The organism is Natronobacterium texcoconense, assembly GCF_900104065.1.
Lineage (GTDB): Archaea > Halobacteriota > Halobacteria > Halobacteriales > Natrialbaceae > Natronobacterium > Natronobacterium texcoconense.
Window position 1 is genome coordinate 1,416,182 of the sequence record NZ_FNLC01000001.1, and the last position, 20,219, is coordinate 1,436,400.

Sequence of the window (20,219 nt, forward strand, 5' to 3'; positions counted from 1 at the left end):
AACTCGTCCAGTAAACCGTGCGTCAGCAATCGTTGCAGTCAGTTACGGCCGATCGTCGCGCTCCTCGAGTCGTTCGACCCGCCGCTCGAGATCCGCGACTCGCTGCTCGTCGACGCGATTGCCGCTGAGGACGACGTAGCCGACTGCGATGATGAATATCGGAACGGCGAGAAAGAGCACCAGTATAAAGAGCATAATCAGTAGTTCGGGGCCACCCGGCGCACCGGGAATGAAAAGCGGTGTGTTCATGCTGGATCGATCACATCAATGCACGATAAACCTGGTGGGTCCCTGACTGCCGTCGTCGCGTCACGCCGACTCGGGCGACGCAGTCCGTAACTCGCTTGCACGCGAGCGCGCCTGTGAAATGACTGCTGGGCGAGCCTCGAACGAGACGAGTACGTCGTCGTCGCCGTAGGAGACGTCCTCGACGTTCGCGTTGTCGTGGATCCACGAGACCAGACTCATGGTGTCGTCGGTCATCGGGAGCACGAGTCGCTCTTCCTCCCAGTCCGGGAGTTCGTGGTCGATGCGCTCGAGCAACGCCTCGACGTTCGTTCCCTCCTGGGCACTCACAGTGACCGGGTTCGGTGCCAGCGAGGAGATCGCCTCGCGTTTCTCCGCGAGTTCCTCGTCGTCGACCCTGTCGATCTTGTTCAACACCGTCACGATCGGCGCCTCGTTGCGCTCGTAGAGGGTGTCGTGGCAGGTGACCAGTTTCTCGTGGATCTCGTCGACCGGTTCGCTGACGTCGACGACGAGCAAGACCAGGTCCGCCCGATAGACCGAATCGAGCGTCGACTTGAACGACTCGACCAGCCAGTGCGGGAGATCGCTGATGAACCCGACGGTGTCGGTAACGAGAACGTCGCGCGGCTCGATGTCCGCACGCCGGGTCGTGGTGCCAAGCGTCGTGAACAGCCGATCCTGTGACTCTGCGGTCGACTCGAGGTCCCGGTGGAGGCCCTCGTTCTCGTCGACGTCGAGGTCGGTCGCGAGCCGTCGCAGCAGCGTCGACTTGCCCGCGTTCGTGTACCCCGCGAGCGCGACCAGATCGAATCCCGAATCGCGGCGACGCTCCCGGCGGTGCTGTTCGGTCTGTTCGATCCGCTCGAGTTCGTCCCGGATCCGGCTGATCTGGTTTTTGATGTCCTGCTCGCGGCTCTCGTCGTACTCGCCGAGACCCATGAACCCGGGGTGTTCCTCGCGTTTCGCGAGGCTGCTCTTTGCCTCGACCCGCGGGAGTTCGTACCGGAGTTCGGCCAGTTCGACCTGTAGCTGTGCCTTTCGGGTCTGGGCGCGCTGGCCGAAAATCTCGAGGATGAGCGTGAACCGGTCGATTACCTCGACGCCCTCGGGCAACAGCTGGCCGAGGTTGTACGTCTGGTAGGGGCCGAGCCGGTTGTCGAAGATGACCGTCGTGGCGTCGATTTCCGTGACTTTCGTCGCGAGTTCGTTCGCCTTCCCCTCACCGAGTTGCAGGGCAGGGTCGGCCTTTCTCGACTGGGTGACCTCGCCGACGACGGTGTATCCCGCCGCCGCTGCGAGGTCGCGGATTTCACTGGTGTCTGGCGTGCCGGAGTCGACGCGTTTTGCGATGATCGCTCTCATACTGGGTGAATCGGATGTGGACTGCTCGCGCTCGCAGTACTCGTACCTGGTCGGTCGGTACGCTCGGGCTCACCCCCGCCCGCGCCAGTGCCGTCGTCGGCCCGGCTGATCGGGCGTGAAACGATCGACCCCTCGAGTTCGTCAGTGATGGCGGTCGAACACCTCCGCTGGACGAGCGTGAGTCATACGTCACCGTACGTATCCGACCGTCTTGAATCCCGTGCTCACTCCGGCCGCCGTCGGCCACAACACAACAGTCATTATTCCCGACTCGAATGACGGGCACGATGATAAACGCCGATCCGACGACGCTCGCACTCGAGTTCTGCGGCGGTGCCCTCATCGGTGCGCTCGTAGGCTTTGGCACGAAACGGATCGCAAAACTGCTCGCGATCATCATTGGCGTACAGCTGATGGTCTTTCGCTACCTCGAGTCGCAGGGAATCGTCGTCGTCGACTACAACCGGCTCACGGCCGGCCTCGTCGACGCACAGGAACAGGCACAGGTCCAGGCTGCCGGTACAGAGATCCACCAGCTCGAGTCGTTGCTCTCGGTCGCATCGGTCGGCATTGGATTCACGAGCGGCTTCCTGATCGGATTCCACCGCGGATAGCCGACAGAAACCAGCCAGCTATCGGGTTTTCAGGTCGTCTTTGTCCTTGACGATCTCCGTCTCTGCTTCGCCGCTCGAGTGTTCGTTGACGACGTTGTAGAAGTCGTTTTGCATCCCTGCAGGGAACGTGACGACGCCGATCCAGGAGCCGTCGGGCTGCCACTCTTCGCGCTCTAGGTCGCCGAACTGTCGAACCTGTGCCTGGGCGCTGCCCGCGTACTCGGCGGGAATCTGGACGGCGATCGTCACCTCTTCGAACCGGATCGGGATGACGGGCCGGAGCGCGTCCAGCGCGTCGTCGACCTGACTCTCGACGGGCTCCATCGGATCGACCGTGAAGCCAGCCTCCTCTAAGGCGTTCTCGATGCGCTCCGGCGGATGCGGGGCATCGTCCATCTGTGGGTTGATCGCGTTGCGTGCGATCGTATCGATCAGCTGCTTGCGCTTCTGTTCTTGCATCTCGCGGCGCTGTTCGGCCGTGATCTGGATCTCTCCGTCCTTGATGACTTCCGGGATGATCTCGAGCGGTTCGGTCGTGTCGAACACCTTCTCGAGATCGTCCTCGGCCGGCCGGTCACCGCGCGAGGCGTCCTCGAAGACGTCTTCCGCTGCGATCACGTCCTCGAGATCGTCGTCGAACTCGTCGCGTTTGATCTCGAGTGCCGCGTCCGGATCGACCAACACTTCGAAGCGCGCCCCGTGTGACTCGAGTCGCGCCGTCACCGCCTCGTCGAGTGATATCATACCGTGAAATACCTCCGGCCGGGTAAAAGAGCTTTTCCTGCTGACTCGAAGGGCTGGCTCTGCCTGGGACTGGCGGGCGACTGGTGACGACGGAAGTCGGAAGAAAGCGGGGTGAAGCGCCGACGATTCGCGCCCGGCCGGCAGCCGGGCGGCGGGCCGCGTTCTCGATTACGCTCGTTATTCGTCGCTCTCGTCAGCTTCGTCTTCGTCCCCGAGCAGGTCGTTCTCCTCGAGGTAGCTTTCGATGCGGTCCCGTTCGAACTGCTCGAACCGCTCGGTTTCGACGTCGATCGTCGCGAGTCCGACCTCGTTGGGGAGCAAGGAGCCCTCGTTGACCGACGCGAGAGCGTCGAGGGCAAGCGAGATGCCGCCGTCGAGATCGGCTTCCTCGTCGTAGTTCTCCTCTAAGTAGTCCTGAAGGTCGCCGCGGTCGGCACCGACGGCCAGGGCCTTCCACTCGTAGGGAGTGCCCGAGGGGTCGGTCTCGAACAGGCGCGGCTCGCCGTTGTCGATGCCGCCGACGATCAGGGCGACGCCGAACGGACGGGCGCCGCCGACCTGGGTGTACTGCTGGATGTGGTCGGTGACCTCCTTGGTCAGCGTCTCGACGCCGATCGGCTTGCCGTACCGGAGCTGGTTGACCTGGGCCTGGCGGCGCGCGAAGTCGATCAGCTGGCGAGCGTCGGCGACGTGGCCGGCGCTTGCGATGCCGACGTGGTCGTCGGCCTTGTGAATCTTCTCGACGCTCGAGTCCTCGAGCAGCGGGGAGGGAACTCGTTTGTCGACTGCCAGGACGACGCCGTCCTGCGTTCGAACGCCGATACTTGCCGTACCACGTTTGACCGCCTCGCGAGCGTACTCGACCTGGTAGAGTCGGCCGTCGGGCGAGAAGATCGTGATGCCTCGGTCGTACGCCTGCTGTTGGGCTTGTCCCTGCATAGTATCACGCTAAATCGTAATCGAGGTCTGTCGCGCCCGCGAACGCCTCATCGAGTCGTACGTCTGCAGATCCATCGTACACGACGGCGACTCGGTCCTCGTTCCCGAACACGACGTTTCTCTCTTCGGAATCTTGCCCGCCGCGTCCTAAATAGTTTTCTTCAGCGGCACGGATCGTGCCACTGATACCACATACGCGAATTCCGGCGGGAGAGCCATCTATCTCGTCGATACAGGCGATGGCTGCTCGAGCCGAATCGGTCTCGCCGCGACGGACCTTGACGAGTGCTTCCCCGCGTCCGTCCTCGAAATCGAACCTGACGACGGTCAGATCGGCTCTCGCACTCCCCGGATCGCCGAGCAGGTTCTGGCCCGCGTACCAGAGTTCGCGCTGGAACGATCGCCGATCGATGCTGGCGTCGGGCCAGGACTCGAGGGTAACGGCGAGGTACCGCCAGCGCGGGCGGAGGTGCTTCGGGAGGTGTTTCATTCCCCGTTTGCTCCGTCACGGCCGCGCTCGGCGACCAGCACGCCGACCTGGTCGTGGACTCGCTCGACCGCCGTCAGCGAGAAACCGGCGTCGGTGAACGCATCCGCGAGAGTACCGACGGTCGCTGGATCGTCGACCTCCGGCGAGTAGAACGGCTCCTCTGGGTCGGGTTCGCCGAAGAACATCACGTCGCCGAGCACGAACCGCCGTGGCTCGAGGTCGGCAATGACGTCGATCGCCTCCCGCTTCTCGTCGTCCGAGAGGTGGTGCATCGCGAAGTTCGAGGTGACGATATCCACGCGAGCGGAGCGAGTGTGGTCTCGAGGCGACTCCGACGACTCGGCGTCGACCTCGCCGTCGTACTCCGGTTCGCGGAAGGTCCCGTAGCCGAACTCGAGATTGTCGAGTCCCTGTTCGTCGGCCTTTTGCTCTGCCTCTTCCATCATTCCCTCGCTGATGTCCCGGCCGACGACGCGGTCGGCATCGGGGGCCAGTGCGAGCGCGATCGCGCCGGTACCGGTCCCGAGATCCAGCACGGTATCCGAATCGTCGGGGTCGGCGTGCTCGATCACCAGATTCGCACAGGCACGGTACTCCTCGGACTGTCCCTCGTCGTACTCGCCGGCTACCTCGTCGAACCGGGCGGCGTGGTCCTCAAGACTCTTCTTCATACCTGCCACGTTCGACCCCGGGTTCAATGAACTCCTCGGACTGGATGCGACGATTGCGCTCGGCGAGACGTCCCCACTCCGCGAGTCCCGCTTCGACGAACTCCTCGGGAAGGCCGATCTCGGCCCCGACCGCTGTCAGTTCCCGGGGAGCCCGGAACTCGAGATGCGACGTCGGCGTCCCGCTCACGACGTAGGGGGCGTCGTAGTGGTCGACGATTTCGTACAGTTTCTGCAGCGACTGGACGGTCCTGACGCGTCGCCCGCCGTGAGTCCGGAGGACGCCCGAGAGGTCGAACTCGAGGCGGACGCCGTTCTCGTCGGCTGCCTTCGCGACGACGTGGTTGACGTCGCCCTCGCCGGTCATCGGGTGGGCGAGCACGTCGACTTTCTCGTTTTCGACGGCGAAGCGGTTCAGCGCCGGCGTGCCGCCCGAGACCGTGACGATCGTCTCGTCGGTCCGGTAGTTCCCGACCGCGCCGCTTGCCTGCTGGGGATCGTCGGCCCGGATCTCGATCCCCTCGACGACGTCGACCCCGTAGGCCTCGCGGATCTCGTCGGGGTTGTAGTCGGCTCGAGCGTCGGACCGGTTGCGCACGACCACGCCCTCGAAACCGTAGTCGGCCGCCGTTGTCGCGAGCCTGGCGACCGTACTCTCTCCGTCGGGGTGGGCGTGGACGGCCTCGTACATACCCGAGAACTCTCGGGGCGGTGACTTGGGGTTTGCGTCATCTCTCGAGACGCCCTCGACTTACACGGCCGGGAGTACGCCTCGAGCACCGCGAGAGGCGTACGACTCGGGGGAGGGCAGGCGATCACCCGATAACCGACCGCGAGCGACTGTAAGGAGCGAGCGGGCCGACGACTGATGTGGAGAACGCGAAGCGTTCGAAACGGAAGGAGGAGTGCTTTTGATCGAAATTTTACCGAGGGACAACGCGCCGTGCGGCAGCTATGCTGCCGTCGGCGCGAAAGACCGCAGAGTAAAATTTCGGTTCTAGTTGAGAATAGATTGCGCGACAGTCGCGAGCTGGCCGTTGTCCGCCTCCCGAAGTCGGTCGTCGCCGATCTTCAGGCGTAGGCGAGGACGGCCGACGTCGATCGGGACTTTCTCGGTGTCGATCAGTCCCATGTCCTCGAGTTTGGTCTTCGTTCGGCTGAACGTCGCTTTGGAGGCGATACCGACGTCCTCGCCCCACTTGCTGATGTCGTACAGCAGTGCGTCGTTGCGGGCGGCGACGAGCAGGGAGATAGTGACTTCGTCGAGGCCGTCGCCGTCGCCTCGGGCGGTCTCGAGCGAGTTCAGAATAGAGGAGAAATCTTCCTCGGCGGCCGGGCCAATTTCCTCGGAGAGCGTTTCGCGGACGTCGCTGATCGGGGGCGTCCGGAGGTTGAACGTTTTGGCGTCGTCCCAGCGGGCCGCGTAGGTGTCGTAGGTGTCCTGGACGAAGCTCTCGTCTTCGGTGATGAGCCCGCCGACGCGGTCGCCGGCGTGGACGATGGCGATGGTCCGTTCGTCGGTGACTAGAAGCGAGTTCTCGGGTGCCTCCTCGAGCGTGCGCAGTGCGAGTGCGTCTTCGCTGATGAGGTCGGCGGCGTTGGAGGCGACGATGAAGTCGTCCATGACGTCTTTGAGTGTCCGTTCGTCTGCGAGCATGTGTACCGTCGGAAGCGAGCCGTCGAACCGGGTCGCGACCGAGACGAACTCTTCGATGGCGTCCCACGAGGGGTTGACCATGTAGACGTCCCCGCTTGCGTCCTCGAGGACGCTTTCGAGGATATCGTCAATCTGGTGGTTGAGTAAATTCGAGGTCATGCCTGTGCAGAAGTAAACGTGAGAATCTCACTTAATTTTGCCGGCCGTTACGGTACTATAAGTCCTCTGGCCGCCTGTCAAAGGACTGTGTTTCACGCGAGAGTGGCGTGTCGGCAGTTCAGGGGCGATATTTGGCTTCAGCCGTCGATATTCGATCGATAACAGGCCGCTGCGAGAAGGGGAACCTGGAGGTGCTGTAAGAGTGGGTCGTCGATGGGAGTCGGCTGAACTCGGTCACAGTGATCGGCCGAAATATAGACGTATAATAGAAACCGATTATGCAGCAATAAATATATAACGGCCATTTGCAATTATAGGAACGCATGGGTGATCGCGAAGACCGATCGTGGTGGATCGGTAACTGGCAAGTCGACGGACAGTCCGGACGGGTAACCGAACAATCGGTTCGCGCAAAAGGTATCAGTACGTACGGCGGGCCCTGACGTCGTCGACCCCCCAGACGACGTCAGCGAGTACGATCGAACCGGGACCAGAGTTCCTCGGACCAGTACAGGTCCCCGTCGTAGATAACTGACGCCTCCATTTCTTTCAGTAACGTCGCGAGTTCAGACCCGGACAGTGTCATGTTCGTCTCGTTGCCACAGAGGTAGGCGTACTCGTTGTCCTCGGTGTGTGGATAGTAGTGAGCGCCCGTCGCGCGCGTCATGTAACAGTCGACGGTGACGTGATACCGGTCGGCCGAGTCGAGGTCGTCCGCGACGCCCGACGGGATCGGTCCCGGGAGATCACTCGAGGTGTCGTCCAGCGGGTTGATCGTGATCGTCGTCGGGAACCGGTGTTCGGCCTGTGTCAGGGAGTGGGTTCCGTCCCCGACGACTGCGTAGTCTTTGCCCATCATGATCCGTCGACGGGCCAGCCCCATCGCGCGCTCGATGCTGAACCCGTGGACCAGCAGTTTCGCGAACGTCGAGCCGACGGTGACGGCGTGGTCGTTGAGGACCTGCGAGAACGTCACCGCGCCCGCGACGCTTCCGTTCTCGATTAGCCGTTTCCCCTCGTAGAAGGAACCACAGGCGTTGAGGAAGAACGTCTGGGTGTTACAGCGATCGAGATTCGACACCGAAAGGTAGCCGTCGGAACAGCGAAAGCCGTCGGTCTCGCAGTGGCCGATGTAGTGGACGAAGTCGTGGTCGTTCTCGAAGATTCTGGCGAGGTCAGCCTGGCTGACCGACTCCTCGACGGTGACGTCGATCGGGAGTTCCTCGGAGCGTTGCCGGTAGATCGGCGCGACCTCGTCGTACTCGCTTGCCATCTCGGGGTCGTTGAGGACGACCCGGATCGAGGTCGCGTCGCTCGAGCGCTCGAGGTAGTCGAGTCGGTTGTAGTAGGCTTCGGGCGCAGATTTGAAGACGTCGATCGGGACGCCGTCGGCGAGCCAGCCGTGGACCCGGCCGTGGCGTAACTCGGGTTTGACGACGTCGACCGAGGCGACCTCGCCGGCGCTGGCCCGGTCGGGAGTGGCAGGACCGAAGTCGTCGGTCGCGTTCGGTCCGCGGTAGAAGTCCTCGAGCGAGCGTTCGATCAACTCTTTCCCCTCTAACGTGGAGGTTCGGGGTCGGTAGATCAGGCTCATCCGGTCGAGCAGGAAGGGAAGCGCCTCGAGCCGATCGAACTCGGGGGCGACGTACGTCGAGAGGTGCCACTCCGGGATGCGGTGTTCGATCGCTGTAAAGGGGACGTCGAGGTAGGTTGCCAGCCGCTGCTGTGGCGTTGCATCGTAGAGAGCGGCCGCGCTACAGTTCAGTTCTTCGAGGAGGGTCTCCTCCGCTAACCTGGTTCCGTACGGGCCCGCGTTGCGAACGAGACAGTCGAGGAAGAAGGCTTTCCGGAGCAGTCGTTCGACGTCGCGCTCGAGGGTCGGCATCGGAGAGAGGTGGCGTTCGATCCCCTGGTCGGGAAGTCTGAGTATCGGGGCGTCCTCTCCGCCGTCGGCGGTCCGAACCCTCGCCTGCAGGTAGTACGCGAGCGGCGCGGTGACGTACAGCGACTCGTAGCAGGGCGGGACGACGAGTTCGATTCCAGTCTCGGGTGCGTCCGCCGCGACCTTGTCGGGGATCTCGAGTTCGTCGCCGTGCTCGAGCAAGGAGGGGTGGCCCCGCAGCGTCGGGTAGGTTCGGTCGGGGCCGTCGGTCTTGTGGGAGGCCGCGAGGTGAGAGATCGCTTCGGCGACTTTCGACGGGTCGTCCGGAACCGTAATCGTCCCTGCGGGGAGTTCGTGACGGCTTCGAAACCCGAGAACGACCTCGGTTCGTTCGGGGAACGAGACGACGACGGATTCGAAGCCGGCCGTCTTCTCGATCGTTGCCCGGCCGGAAAACCGGAGATACGTCTTGATCTCCGTGTCGACGTCGACCACGTACTCTCCGGGACCTAACGTGAGCGGCTCGCCGGTGGGGTTCAGTTCGTACCGATCGTCCGACTCCGCCGAGAACGCGTAGACGACCGAGTGTGGGAACTCGAGGTGGGTCGCCGTCGCGAGGACGGTGTCGTCGACCGCCCGCGAGAGGTCGGGCGCGTCGCCACTGACCGCGAGATCGCCACCACGAACCGATAACTCGGCGTTGTCCACGTCGGTGACGCGGAGAGTCTGGTCTCCCAGCTCCCACTCTATCATTCGAACGTTCGAATGTCACGGAGAGAAGTTAGTTGTATTGGATCGGCCACCACCGACATGTATTTGTACTGGAAACAAGTATTGGAAACGAAGTTGTGTGGCGTCTCGGTTTCCCTGGGTGAAGCCAACGGTACGGAGATTACCCGGGAAAGGTACACTTATACGACACCCAGACGCCTTATCCCACATGGACCACGACCACGTTCGGGACGTCGATCCCGCCGTTGCGGACGCGCTCGAGAGCGAGGTAGATCGCCAGCGCGAGACCCTGCAGATGATCGCCAGTGAGAACCACGCCAGCCGTGCGGTCGTCGACGCCCAGGGGAGCGTCCTGACGAACAAGTACGCCGAAGGGTATCCCGGCTCGCGGTACTATGGCGGCTGTGAGTACGCCGACGAGGTCGAAAACCTCGCGATCGAACGCGCGACGGAACTGTTCGGTGCCGAACACGTCAACGTCCAGCCGCACTCGGGAACGCAGGCGAACCAGGCCGTCTACTTCGCGATGTTAGAGCCCGGCGACAAGATTCTCTCGCTGGATCTGACCCACGGCGGCCACCTCAGCCACGGCCACCCGGCGAACTTCGTCGGTCAGCTCTATGACGTCGAACAGTACGAGGTCGACCCGGAGACGGGCTATCTCGACTACGAGGGACTGGCCGAGCACGCCGAGGAGTTCGATCCCGACATCATCGTCTCGGGCTACTCCGCGTACCCGCGTGAAGTCGAGTGGGACCGCATTCAGGAGGCCGCCGACAGCGTCGACGCCTACCACCTCGCGGACATCGCTCACATCACGGGCCTGGTCGCCGCCGGCGTTCACGAGTCGCCGGTCGGCACCGCCGACTTCGTCACCGGCTCGACCCACAAGACCATCCGCTCCGGTCGCGGCGGCATCGTCATGTGCGACGAAGAGTACGCCGACGACATCGACTCCGCCGTCTTCCCCGGCGGACAGGGCGGCCCCCTCATGCACAACGTCGCTGGCAAGGCCGTCGGCTTCAAGGAAGCACTCGATCCCGAGTTCGAGGAGTACGCCCGCCAGACCATCGCGAACGCGAAGGCACTCGGCGAACAACTCGTCGACAACGGCTTCTCGCTGGTCTCGGGCGGTACGGACAACCACCTCGTGCTCGTCGACCTGCGCGAGAGCCACCCCGACACCTCCGGCGGCGACGCCGAAGAAGCACTCGTAGAGGCCGGCATCGTCCTCAACGGGAACACGGTGCCCGGCGAGACCCGATCCGCGTTCGACCCGAGCGGTATCCGTGCAGGGACGCCCGCACTGACGACGCGTGGCTTCGACGAAGACGACTGTCGCACCGTCGCCGACCTGATCACTCGCGTCGTCGACGCGCCCGACGACGAGTCGGTCATCGCGGAGGTCCGCGAGGAAGTCGAGCAGCTCTGTGCGGAGAACCCCCTCTACGAGTAGCGAAGCAACTGCACCGTTTTTCTCTCCGAACGCCGAATACACGCGCAATAGTTTTGCCCTCGAGTGCGCCGTCTCTCGCGTCTGATTCGGGCAGTCGAGCCTTCGATCGTCGCCTCTCTCGGAGACCGGCAGGTCGGAACTCGCGTAGCGACGCGGGCCTGCCACTCGCCGGCACGCGGCTTTTCCCCGGACTCGCCGTAGCGCGGCTATGTCGACGCAACCGACCGGAACGATCCTCGACGACGACCGACTGCTCGAACTCCGGGAGACCGACCGGACGACCGGCTCGGAGCTGGCGATCGAGGTGACGCCGGTCGCGGAGTTCATGGGTGCCTCGAGCGGCGACGAGGTCGACTGGGCCGTCGACGAACATCGCGATCAGCCGATGCTCGTGTTCACTGGGCTTGACGGGGAACCGACCTCGAGCGTCCCGTATCCGCGGGAACTCTACGAGGAGGGTGGCGAGATCGTCGCGCCTGTGCCCGACACGCTGGTCCGGACCGAATCGCCCGGAGGACTGGGGATCGACCTCGAGGCGTACGACCCCGAGCGGCCGTTGCTTTTCGACGCGATCACGGCCGCAGAGACGATCGGTCTCGTTCCGGTCCGGTTCGACGACGGAGAGCCCTACCGCGCCGAACCGCTGCCGGAAACGGCCGGCGAGAGCGACCCCGTCGCGGAGGAGACGATCGACCGCGAACGCGACGCCGATCCGACACCCCGGCCGGAGACGATGGACGCACCGATCGATCCGATCGTGCTCGACGACGTGCTGGCCGACGCGCCAAACGACGTCCCCGAATCCGACGTCGTCGGAATTCTGGAAGCGATCGTGACCCACGACCTCGTGGGCGTGAGCGACCACGTCGCGGGCGCGTCGCCGGTGACGGTCGACGACCGTGCGATCTGTCTACTCGAGCGAGACGCCTGGATCGAACGGCTGGTTCCCGAACTCGAGGCGCACGACGTCGATGTCGACCCCGACGCACTCACGGCGGCCCGGAAAGCCCACGAAAGACAGGCCGACCGCTTGCTCGAGGACGCCGGAGACGGAGACGACGCTCTCGAGGGAGAGTACGACGTCGTAGTCACGAACGAGCGAGACACTGCCGAGTGGGAGGTGTCGGAACCGGGGGCGAGCCAGTAGTATACACAAACGTGGCTATCTAGGGTTGTTCGACACCAGAATATAGGCACGAACCCGAGGGTTGATTAGCCTCGCGGTTGGCATCTCGAGTATGACCGAGATTATCGACGGCGACGCCGTCGCGAGCGAGATCCGTGCGGGATTGACCGATTCGATCGAGACGCTCGCCGATGAAGGCACGCGGCCGGGGCTGGCGACGGTCCTGATGGGCGACGATCCCGCCAGCGAGACGTACGTCAACATGAAACAGCGCGATTGCGAGGAGGTCGGCATCGAGAGCTATCACGTCGACGTCGACGGCGATGCTCCGGCCGAGGACCTGTACGACGAGATCGCTGCGCTGAACGAGAACGACGACGTGCACGGCTACATCGTCCAGGCACCCGTTCCGGACCACGTCGACTATCGCGAGGTCATTCGCCGCGTCGACCCCGCGAAGGACGTCGACGGGTTCCACCCCGAGAACGTCGGTCGGCTCGTGGCTGGCGACGCCCGGTTTCGCCCCTGTACGCCCCACGGCGTCCAGAAACTGCTCGAGGCCTACGACGTCGAAACCGAAGGTGCGGACGTGACGATCGTCGGCCGTTCGGAGATCGTCGGCAAGCCGCTGGCGAACCTGCTGATCCAGAAGGCCGACGACGGGAACGCGACGGTGACGGTCTGCCATTCACGGACGGAGAACCTCGCCGAAAAGACCCGTAGCGCGGACATCGTCGTCGCAGCAGCGGGCGCGCCGGAACTCGTCGACGGCTCGATGATCGGCGAGGACGCGGTCGTGATCGACGTCGGCGTCAACCGGGTGGACGCTGACAACGAGAAGGGGTACGAACTCGTCGGCGACGTCGAGTTCGAGAGCGCGAAAGAGCAGGCGAGCGCGATCACGCCCGTTCCCGGCGGCGTCGGCCCGATGACGCGAGCGATGTTGCTCTACAACACCGTCGAGGCCGCGAGCCTGCAGGAAGGAATCGACGTCGAGTTGCCGTAGCTACGTCCGGAAATCGAACCGCGGCCCGCCGTACGTCGGCGGCTCCGGCTCGAGCTCCACCCCCTTCTCGTAGCGCACGAAGTTGAGATAGAACGGTCGGCCACAGCCCTCGACTGACTCGCCCTCGAGGTCGGTGACGGGACCGTCCTCGCCACAGATGAACTCGAGTCCGTCGGCGGCTTCCCGGCGTTCGAAGGCGTCGTCCGGCGTGGCGTACTCCCAGCCGGGCTGGGTGCGTTTCGTGACCGACCGGTCCGCGAGGTCGGGCGGCCGTTCGACGCTCGTGACGACCCCGCAGTGGGGACAGGTGTACCGAACGGTGACGGTCTCAGTGTCGGTCATCGACCGTCCTAGGGACGGGGGCGACGTAAGCCTGCGGGCGCAGCGTTCGAATCGCTTACCCGCCTCCCCGACGACCTCCCACTATGACCGAGTTCGACCCCGAGAAGTTCGAGGAAAAATACGTCTACTACTTCGAAGAACTCGAGTCAGCCTACTCGAGTGCCTACCAGCAACTGCACGGCCAGTACGACTCGCAGGTGCTCAAGGCGATCGACCGGCAGGTGTTGAGCGAGAGCGAGCCGGTTTACGAAGGTGACGGCCAGTTCCGCGTCGAACTCCCCGACGACGTCGACGAACGGGTCGGCTCCGTCGCCGACCACGACCAGTTCGAGACCGTCCTCGAGCGACTCGTCGGAGAGATCGAACGCGAGCTACGGCGAACGTTCGAGTTCGAGTAACGAGGTTTGGGCCACTGATACGGTCATCTTCTTTGCTACAATCAGCAGAATATTCTAACCAAGTGATTATTACGGTCACGTGCAAGAGCAAACGTCTGCTGAGGTCCGACGTATCGTCTCGTAGTCACTCATTTGGGTGACTTTTTCAGTATTCGGAATAGTCGAGACTGCTAGATACGTACCGACTTTCTCCACGATATGAGGAGACGGAGTTATTTCTGAATCTACTCGTCGGGAAGTTTTATACCTCTTTTCCGTTGTAGTTATAACATTCGCTCTCGCAATTGCAGGTGGATCGAGTGTGGTAGTTTATAATTGGGTTGCAGAACGGTTCGGTGGCATACGTGTAAGGATACCGTATCGAAAACGATCATAGATGCACGTCTCCTATCAGAACGCGAATCCCCGACGAGGGAACGAATCGACGATTCTCCGATTCACCGACGGTGATGCCAAAGCGGTGCTGCTCGTCGATTCGGGAGACGGCGTCGATCTCGATTCCTTGCTCGCAGCCGACGAGTACCTCAACGGAGTTCTCCTGACGCACGCTCACATCGATCACTACCGAACGCTCGGCAAGAACGTCCGCCACAACGCCCCGGTGTACGTATCGCCAGCGACCGGGACGATTCTCGAGCACTCGCTTTCCGAGGCACGGAAGGACAACGATCTCGGCGACGTTGACGCAGTGCTGGATTCGATCGAACCGATCGGCGAGTGGACGCCAGTTCTCGAGGGACTCGAGATTCGGCCGGTCCCGGCCGGTCACACGCCCGGTGCAGCGGGATTTCTCGTTCGCTTCCGGGAGACGTTCGGTCCGAAGGGAGACGACGTGGCGTCGATCATCTCCGACGAACGCTACATTCTCGTGACGGGTGACTTCACGACGCGGCCGTGTGCCGGATTTCCGCCGCTCCCGACGTCGTTTCCGGTCGACGTCGACGCGGTCTTTCTCAACGCGTCCACGAACGAGACCACGATCGAGCAACGAAATGAGGCCCTACAGACGATCCTCGAGCGAGCGTACGGCGGGTCGCGAGTCGTCGTCGCTGCGAGCGCGCTTACCGGGGTACAGTACGCGCTCTTGCTGGCCGCGATCGCCGCCGAACTCGATCGCTCCCTGTCGATTACGGTCGTTGGCCAAACTGCACGAGTGCTCGACGCTTTGGACATCGAACGTCCAGAGATCGAATCGTGTGCTGTGTTCGATCGCCCGTCGGACGTCCTCGAGGCCGAGACCGTCACAATCGCGGGGCCCGACAGTCCGACGACGGGGAGTGCGAAACGCCTGTTGCTCGCGATACATGATCGGCCCGCGGACGCGTTCGTCCAGTTGGCGACCGACGATTCGGAGCCGATCTCGAACGCGAACTGTTCGACCTACGCGTTCCGGTCGGACAACCATCCGTCACGGGATGAACTCGACGAGGTCGTTCGGGCGATCGCGCCCAAACACCTCGTCGTCAAACACGCAAGCGGCTACAGGCTCGACACGTTCCAGCGGCGATACGATCGGTGTTTCACATGGGCTCCCGACGACGGAGTCAGTCGCGTGCTGTACGAAGACGGAGAGTGGTCAAAGCCCGGATGGATAAGCGAGAGTGCAGCGCGACGGATTCGACACCGACAGTGGAAGACAAACGGCGACCGCCCGCTCGCGACCGACGACGATTCGATGTCGCTTTTGCGTCAGCCAGTCGATCCGGATGCCGAAGGTGTCGACGTCGACGCGTTCCGCTCGCAGTTTTCGGGATCGGTTGCTGATCCGTACGACGACCAAGTCGCCCTCACCGACCGAGACGACGCTCCCCCGGCGTCCGAAACCGCAACAGTCCCCGAAACGGATCGATTCGAAGCACGAGTGTTCGGTGACGGGGACGGGAAGACTCTGCTAGAGGTCCTCGAGTCGACGGATTTCAGTCCCGGCGAAATCGTCGAAGTCTCTCTTTCTCGCCCGGCCGAAGACGGCGACAGTAGCGAGAACCGAGACGGGCTGGAACAGTCCGAGTGACAACTCCCGGAACACCTTTCTCCCTGACGGGAATCCACTCAGGTATGATCGACGAGACGGTCGAGGAGATCCAGGAGATGCAGACCCACAGCTCCTCGGTGGTCGCCGTGAACGCGACTCGAGCCCTCGAGGAGCTAACGGAGCGGGAGTTCGCCACCGTCGAGGAGTACGTGCGTTCGCTCGAACGAAACGGCTCCGTCCTCCGACGGGCGAATCCCTCGCACGCGTCGTTACAGAACGCCGTCCGGAGCGTCGTCGAAGACGTCAGCGACGCCGACCTCGCGGACGTCGCGGAGGCGAAAGAACTCACCCGCGAGAAGATCGACGAGGTCGTCTCGCGGGTCGAATCTGGCAAGCGCCTGGCCGCCGAGAACGCCGTCGACTACCTCGAAGACGGCGCGACGCTTTTGATCCACGACTACTCGTCGACGGTACTCGAGGCGCTCGAGTTGGCCGTCGAGGACGGCAAGACGTTCGACGTCTACATCACGGAGGCCCGGCCCCGGTACATCGGCCGGAAGACCGCCAGGGCGCTGGCCGACCTCGAGGGTGTCGAACCGACGCTGATCACCGACAGCGCACACGGCCACTACCTCGAGGAGTGCGATCGCGTCGTGGTCGGGATGGACTGTATCGTCGACGACACGCTGTACAACCGCGTCGGCACGTTCCCGATCGCGTCGACGGCGAATCAGCTCGACGTGCCGGTGACGGTGCTCGGCTCCGCCTCGAAGATCGTCGGTGACGGGTTCGTCTTCGAGAACGAGTTTCGCTCCGGCAGCGAGGTGATGCTCGAACCCGCCGAAGGCTTTGCCGTCGAGAACCCGAACTACGACGCGACGCCCGTGGAGTTACTCGAGAGCGTGATCACCGACGAGGGACGCCAGGAACTCTGATGGGACCCCGAACCTGACGGTCAGTTTTTCCTGGCAACTGCTTACCCTGTAAGCGGTCGTACGGTGGCTATGCGCCTCGTTCAGGTGTTCGTCCCGCCAGGGGAACTGGATCTCGTTCTCGAGACGGCGGATGCCACGGGAGTCGATTGCGCCGTCTCGGAGGAGACGAACGGCGGAGAGTTCGAGGCACTCGTCTCGATACCCGTCCCGCCGGCGGCCGTCGAACCGTTGCTCGCCGAGTTGCGAACTGCAGGGCTCGGCAGCGACTCCTACACGGTCGTTACTGCCGCCGAAACGATCGTTTCGGAGCGTCGGGACGACCTGACCGACGTCTCCGCTGGCACCAGAATCTCTCGAGAGGAACTCCAGTCGCGGGCGGCGGACCTCGCACCCGCTGCGTCGACGTACTTCGTCTTGCTCGTCGTGAGTACCGTCATCGCGACGGCCGGTCTGTTACTCGATTCCGCAGCGACGATCATCGGAGCGATGGTCGTCGCACCGCTGATGGGACCGGCACTCGCCGCGAGCGTCGGCGTCGTCGTCGACGACGACGAACTCGCGGCCCGTGGCGTCGTCCTTCAGGCCGCCGGACTCGCGGTTACGGTCGTGACGGCAGCACTGGTCGGCTGGCTGCTCAGGGGGACAGTACTGTTGCCGCCCGGCTTCGATATCACGTCGGTCCCGCAGGTACGGGAACGCATCACACCGGACGTGATCGCACTGTTTCTCGCGCTCGGCTCCGGTGTGGCAGGCGTCGTCAGTCTCACCAGGAACGTCGGCTCGGTTCTCGTCGGCGTCGCAATCGCGGTCGCACTCGTTCCACCCGCTGCGACCGTGGGCCTCGGGATTGCCTGGTGGCACCCGACGGTCGTCGTTACCGCTGGCACGCTCGTGCTGGTCAATCTACTCTCTATCAATCTCACCGCACTGATCTTGCTGTGGGTGTCGGGGTATCGACCGCGAGCGACCGAACGAGTCGAGCACGTCTACGGCAGACTTCGCTCGCGCGTCGTCGTCCTCCTGGTCGCCATCGCCGTCCTCTCGCTGGTCCTCGGTGGCGTCACCTACGGCACCTACCAGACCGCCTCGGTCGAGCACAATGTCCAGACCGAACTCGAGGCGATGAGCGACGATCCGGTCTTCGGCGACCTGCAGTTTCGCGAGGTCGACGTCCAGTACGAACTCGTCGACGTCTACACAGGAACCCAGCCGTCGGTGACCGTTCTCGTCGAACGGCCGCCGGGCGAACAGGAACCGGTCGCCTTCGCCGATCACGTCCGGGAACGGCTGGAAGACGCAACCGGAACCGGCCTCGAGGTCACTGTGGAACTGGTCGATACGCAACGGAGCGGCTGAATATCGGCGCTCGACCGCCGATCACGTCACGAGTTTCTCACTCCCGGTGGCCGAACGTCCGCGGTGATCCGCCGGTCGGACTCGCCCACTCGACGGCGTTTCGCAGCACCTGTCGAACGTCCTCGTTCTCGTAGATCGGATACGTCTCGTGTCCCGGGCGGAAGTAGAAGATGCGGCCGTTTCCGCGCCGGTAGCAACAGCCGCTGCGGAACACCTCGCCGCCCTCGAACCACGAGGTGAAGATCAGTCGGTCGGGTTCGGGGACGTCGAACGGCTCGCCGTACATCTCCGTCTCCGGGAGTTCGATGTACTCGTCGATCCCGTCGACGATCGGATGGCCAGGATCGACGACCCACAGCCGTTCGGTCCCGCCGTCCTCGCGCCACTGGAGGTCACACGAGGTACCCATGAGTCGCTTGAAGGGCTTCGAGAAGTGCCCCGAGTGCAACACGAGCAGTCCCATCCCCTCGAGCACCCGTTGCTGGACGCGGTCGACGACCTCGTCTGCGACCTCGTCGTGAGCCTCGTGACCCCACCAGAGCAAGACGTCGGTCTCCTCGAGTACCTCGTCGGGAAGGCCGTGGTCGGGTTCGTCGAGAGTTGCAGTTCGGACGTCGTACTCGCGGTCGCCGTCGCCGAGCGCGTCGGCGATCGTCTCGTGGATACCGTCGGGGTAGACGGCCGCGACGTCGTCGTCTTCGCGTTCGTGGCGAAACTCGTTCCAGATCGTAACGTCAGTCATCGCTCCCGTAGTGGTCGACCACCCACGGTCTTAATGGGCTGGTCACTGCGCTGAACGTAGTGGCATTTCCGTCGGGTTTCTGTCGACAGATGTCGAGTAATATCAGGTTCGATGAAGGAAAATTCGACTGTACAGATTAATCGGTCACAACTCTTATTTCGATCGCTGCCCGCGTATCTCTATGAACTGGAATCGGACGGAAACAGCATCGAAACGACGTATTTCTTCCTGGCTACTGACTGCATCCGGAGAGAAATGGGGTGTTTCTCCGTGATCGGCACGGACGTCGGTATCGGGGTCGTCGGCCTCGGCGGAATGGGCAACCTCCACGCCCAGCACCTCGAGGAACTCGGTGCGGACGTCGTCGCGGGTGCCGACCTCGTTCCGGAGCGACGACGACAGTTCGCCGAAACGTACGCTGCCGAACCCTACGAGACCCACGAGGAACTCGTCGTCGACGACGCGGTCGACGCGGTCGTCGTCGCGACGCCGAACCGATTCCACGAACCGATCGCAGTCGCCGCACTCGAGGCAGACCGGCACGTTCTCGTCGAGAAACCGCTCGCCCACACGCTCGACAGCGCCGAGCGGATCGCCGAGGCTGCAGAACGGAGCGAGGGCATCTGCATGGTCGGCTTCCACAACCGCCACGCGGCGTCGATGGTCATGTTCGACGAACACCGCGCACGCGGTCGATTCGGCGAGCTAACTCACGTCGAAGCCAACTACGTCCGACGCCGGGGCGTCCCCGGTCCAGGCTCGTGGTTTACCGATTCCGATCTCGCGGGCGGGGGCGCGTTGCTCGATATTGGCGTCCACGCACTCGACCTCGCGCTGTACGCACTCGATTTCCCAGCTGTCACCGAAGTCTCGGGAGTTGCCAGAACCACGTTCGGCTCTCAGGAGGAGTACGCGGACCCCGACGGATTCGGCGAGAACTGGAACGCCGAAAGCGAGACCTACGAGGTCGACGACTCCGTCACCGCCTTCATTCGGTGTGAGGACGGCCAGACAATCTCACTCGAGGCTGCGTGGGCGACGAACCGCGAAGAGAGCATGGACTTCCGGGTCCGTGGCACCGAGGCCGGTGCTCAGTTCGACATCGGCGATACCGACATGACGATGCTCGAGGCCGGCACTGCCGGCACCGACCACTACGCGAACGTCGACCTCACCGGCGACCCCGCCATGACGGGGTATGCCGGCCAGGATGAGCAGTTCCTCGAGGCAATCGCCAGCGGTGGCCAGCCACAGACGAACACGCTCGAGGAGGCATTGACAGTCCAGCGCGTCATCGACGCAATCTATCGCTCGAGCGAGACAGGGCGATCCGTGCGTCTCGCTGACGTAGAGGAAGCAGTCGAACAGCGAACGCAGATCAACTAGCGAC

At 63.4% G+C, this 20,219-nt stretch carries 20 protein-coding genes; 9 read left to right on the forward strand and 11 right to left on the reverse strand.

Annotation, left to right across the window (positions count from 1 at the left end; all coding sequences use genetic code 11):
- Window positions 1-42 precede the first annotated feature (42 nt).
- Both BLR35_RS07155 and hflX read right to left on the reverse strand, forming a co-directional pair.
- Window positions 43-249: a hypothetical protein gene (locus tag BLR35_RS07155; RefSeq protein WP_090379407.1), complete on the reverse strand. Its 207-nt coding sequence runs from the start codon at window positions 247-249 to the stop codon at window positions 43-45.
- A gap of 60 nt (window positions 250-309) precedes the next feature.
- On the reverse strand, window positions 310-1,611 hold the full coding sequence (hflX, locus tag BLR35_RS07160; RefSeq protein ID WP_090379410.1) for a GTPase HflX: 1,302 nt from the start codon (window positions 1,609-1,611) through the stop codon (window positions 310-312).
- A gap of 287 nt (window positions 1,612-1,898) precedes the next feature.
- On the opposite strand from hflX, the gene BLR35_RS07165 reads away from it, so the two are divergent.
- Entirely contained in the window at window positions 1,899-2,225 is a 327-nt protein-coding gene (locus BLR35_RS07165; RefSeq protein WP_090379780.1) for an FUN14 domain-containing protein, read from the forward strand.
- Window positions 2,226-2,243: 18 nt separating this feature from the next.
- Here BLR35_RS07165 and BLR35_RS07170 read toward each other — a convergent pair whose 3' ends face one another.
- The 7 genes from BLR35_RS07170 to BLR35_RS07200 form a co-directional block, all read right to left on the reverse strand.
- Window positions 2,244-2,969 (reverse strand): ribosome assembly factor SBDS, encoded by a 726-nt coding sequence (locus tag BLR35_RS07170; protein WP_090379413.1) that lies wholly within the window; start codon window positions 2,967-2,969, stop codon window positions 2,244-2,246.
- Between the two features lie 177 nt (window positions 2,970-3,146).
- Window positions 3,147-3,908, reverse strand: coding sequence for an archaeal proteasome endopeptidase complex subunit alpha (gene psmA / locus BLR35_RS07175; protein ID WP_090379416.1), 762 nt, complete (start codon window positions 3,906-3,908; stop codon window positions 3,147-3,149).
- 4 nt (window positions 3,909-3,912) lie between these two features.
- Window positions 3,913-4,398 (reverse strand): Rpp14/Pop5 family protein, encoded by a 486-nt coding sequence (locus BLR35_RS07180; RefSeq protein ID WP_090379419.1) that lies wholly within the window; start codon window positions 4,396-4,398, stop codon window positions 3,913-3,915.
- A complete protein-coding gene (locus BLR35_RS07185; protein ID WP_090379422.1) occupies window positions 4,395-5,069 on the reverse strand; it encodes a class I SAM-dependent methyltransferase in 675 nt (224 codons plus the stop codon). Before BLR35_RS07185 ends, BLR35_RS07180 begins: the two co-directional genes overlap by 4 nt.
- Window positions 5,053-5,757, reverse strand: a complete 705-nt coding sequence (locus BLR35_RS07190) for an RNase P subunit p30 family protein (RefSeq protein ID WP_090379425.1) — start codon at window positions 5,755-5,757, stop codon at window positions 5,053-5,055. Before BLR35_RS07190 ends, BLR35_RS07185 begins: the two co-directional genes overlap by 17 nt.
- Before the next feature lie 306 nt (window positions 5,758-6,063).
- On the reverse strand, window positions 6,064-6,882 hold the full coding sequence (gene tbsP, locus BLR35_RS07195; protein ID WP_090379428.1) for a transcriptional regulator TbsP: 819 nt from the start codon (window positions 6,880-6,882) through the stop codon (window positions 6,064-6,066).
- A 466-nt stretch (window positions 6,883-7,348) separates the two neighbouring features.
- Window positions 7,349-9,517 carry a hypothetical protein gene (locus tag BLR35_RS07200; RefSeq protein WP_090379431.1) on the reverse strand — a complete coding sequence of 723 codons (2,169 nt, stop codon included), beginning with the start codon at window positions 9,515-9,517 and terminating at the stop codon, window positions 7,349-7,351.
- A 187-nt stretch (window positions 9,518-9,704) separates the two neighbouring features.
- On the opposite strand from BLR35_RS07200, the gene glyA reads away from it, so the two are divergent.
- From glyA to BLR35_RS07215, 3 genes are all read left to right on the forward strand, one after another.
- Window positions 9,705-10,952, forward strand: coding sequence for a serine hydroxymethyltransferase (gene glyA, locus BLR35_RS07205; RefSeq protein ID WP_090379435.1), 1,248 nt, complete (start codon window positions 9,705-9,707; stop codon window positions 10,950-10,952).
- A 208-nt stretch (window positions 10,953-11,160) separates the two neighbouring features.
- Complete coding sequence (locus BLR35_RS07210; protein WP_090379439.1) at window positions 11,161-12,099, forward strand: DUF8048 family protein; 939 nt, start codon at window positions 11,161-11,163, stop codon at window positions 12,097-12,099.
- A 91-nt stretch (window positions 12,100-12,190) separates the two neighbouring features.
- Window positions 12,191-13,084 carry a bifunctional methylenetetrahydrofolate dehydrogenase/methenyltetrahydrofolate cyclohydrolase gene (locus tag BLR35_RS07215; RefSeq protein WP_090379442.1) on the forward strand — a complete coding sequence of 298 codons (894 nt, stop codon included), beginning with the start codon at window positions 12,191-12,193 and terminating at the stop codon, window positions 13,082-13,084.
- Here the strand turns inward: BLR35_RS07215 and BLR35_RS07220 are convergent, their stop codons facing one another.
- The gene (locus BLR35_RS07220) at window positions 13,085-13,426 is read right to left on the reverse strand and encodes a DUF7969 family protein (RefSeq protein ID WP_090379444.1); all 342 of its coding nucleotides are present in this window, start codon (window positions 13,424-13,426) and stop codon (window positions 13,085-13,087) included.
- An 83-nt stretch (window positions 13,427-13,509) separates the two neighbouring features.
- Here BLR35_RS07220 and BLR35_RS07225 point away from each other — a divergent pair, with 83 nt between their 5' ends.
- The 4 genes from BLR35_RS07225 (at window position 13,510) to BLR35_RS07240 (ending at window position 18,087) form a co-directional block, all read left to right on the forward strand.
- Window positions 13,510-13,824, forward strand: a complete 315-nt coding sequence (locus BLR35_RS07225) for a DUF5783 family protein (protein WP_090379448.1) — start codon at window positions 13,510-13,512, stop codon at window positions 13,822-13,824.
- Window positions 13,825-14,200: 376 nt separating this feature from the next.
- Window positions 14,201-15,835, forward strand: coding sequence for an MBL fold metallo-hydrolase (locus BLR35_RS07230; protein WP_090379451.1), 1,635 nt, complete (start codon window positions 14,201-14,203; stop codon window positions 15,833-15,835).
- Between the two features lie 44 nt (window positions 15,836-15,879).
- A complete protein-coding gene (locus BLR35_RS07235; RefSeq protein WP_090379455.1) occupies window positions 15,880-16,731 on the forward strand; it encodes an eIF2B alpha/beta/delta subunit family protein in 852 nt (283 codons plus the stop codon).
- 69 nt (window positions 16,732-16,800) lie between these two features.
- A complete protein-coding gene (locus BLR35_RS07240) occupies window positions 16,801-18,087 on the forward strand; it encodes a TIGR00341 family protein (protein WP_090379458.1) in 1,287 nt (428 codons plus the stop codon).
- A gap of 37 nt (window positions 18,088-18,124) precedes the next feature.
- Here BLR35_RS07240 and BLR35_RS07245 read toward each other — a convergent pair whose 3' ends face one another.
- Window positions 18,125-18,829 (reverse strand): ThuA domain-containing protein, encoded by a 705-nt coding sequence (locus BLR35_RS07245; RefSeq protein WP_090379460.1) that lies wholly within the window; start codon window positions 18,827-18,829, stop codon window positions 18,125-18,127.
- Window positions 18,830-19,099: 270 nt separating this feature from the next.
- Between BLR35_RS07245 and BLR35_RS07250 the strand changes: the two genes are divergently transcribed.
- Window positions 19,100-20,215 carry a Gfo/Idh/MocA family protein gene (locus BLR35_RS07250; RefSeq protein WP_090379783.1) on the forward strand — a complete coding sequence of 372 codons (1,116 nt, stop codon included), beginning with the start codon at window positions 19,100-19,102 and terminating at the stop codon, window positions 20,213-20,215.
- Window positions 20,216-20,219 lie beyond the last annotated feature (4 nt).

Coding starts and splice junctions, on each gene's coding strand:
- BLR35_RS07170 (WP_090379413.1), bottom strand. CDS start 2,969: ATGATATCACTCGACGAGGCGGTGACGGCGCGACTCGAGTCACACGGG.
- BLR35_RS07240 (WP_090379458.1), top strand. CDS start 16,801: ATGCGCCTCGTTCAGGTGTTCGTCCCGCCAGGGGAACTGGATCTCGTT.
- BLR35_RS07245 (WP_090379460.1), bottom strand. CDS start 18,829: ATGACTGACGTTACGATCTGGAACGAGTTTCGCCACGAACGCGAAGAC.
- BLR35_RS07155 (WP_090379407.1), bottom strand. CDS start 249: ATGAACACACCGCTTTTCATTCCCGGTGCGCCGGGTGGCCCCGAACTA.
- BLR35_RS07220 (WP_090379444.1), bottom strand. CDS start 13,426: ATGACCGACACTGAGACCGTCACCGTTCGGTACACCTGTCCCCACTGC.
- BLR35_RS07180 (WP_090379419.1), bottom strand. CDS start 4,398: ATGAAACACCTCCCGAAGCACCTCCGCCCGCGCTGGCGGTACCTCGCC.
- BLR35_RS07190 (WP_090379425.1), bottom strand. CDS start 5,757: ATGTACGAGGCCGTCCACGCCCACCCCGACGGAGAGAGTACGGTCGCC.
- BLR35_RS07235 (WP_090379455.1), top strand. CDS start 15,880: ATGATCGACGAGACGGTCGAGGAGATCCAGGAGATGCAGACCCACAGC.
- glyA (WP_090379435.1), top strand. CDS start 9,705: ATGGACCACGACCACGTTCGGGACGTCGATCCCGCCGTTGCGGACGCG.
- BLR35_RS07210 (WP_090379439.1), top strand. CDS start 11,161: ATGTCGACGCAACCGACCGGAACGATCCTCGACGACGACCGACTGCTC.
- BLR35_RS07230 (WP_090379451.1), top strand. CDS start 14,201: ATGCACGTCTCCTATCAGAACGCGAATCCCCGACGAGGGAACGAATCG.
- BLR35_RS07225 (WP_090379448.1), top strand. CDS start 13,510: ATGACCGAGTTCGACCCCGAGAAGTTCGAGGAAAAATACGTCTACTAC.
- BLR35_RS07185 (WP_090379422.1), bottom strand. CDS start 5,069: ATGAAGAAGAGTCTTGAGGACCACGCCGCCCGGTTCGACGAGGTAGCC.
- hflX (WP_090379410.1), bottom strand. CDS start 1,611: ATGAGAGCGATCATCGCAAAACGCGTCGACTCCGGCACGCCAGACACC.
- tbsP (WP_090379428.1), bottom strand. CDS start 6,882: ATGACCTCGAATTTACTCAACCACCAGATTGACGATATCCTCGAAAGC.
- BLR35_RS07165 (WP_090379780.1), top strand. CDS start 1,899: ATGATAAACGCCGATCCGACGACGCTCGCACTCGAGTTCTGCGGCGGT.
- BLR35_RS07215 (WP_090379442.1), top strand. CDS start 12,191: ATGACCGAGATTATCGACGGCGACGCCGTCGCGAGCGAGATCCGTGCG.
- BLR35_RS07200 (WP_090379431.1), bottom strand. CDS start 9,517: ATGATAGAGTGGGAGCTGGGAGACCAGACTCTCCGCGTCACCGACGTG.
- psmA (WP_090379416.1), bottom strand. CDS start 3,908: ATGCAGGGACAAGCCCAACAGCAGGCGTACGACCGAGGCATCACGATC.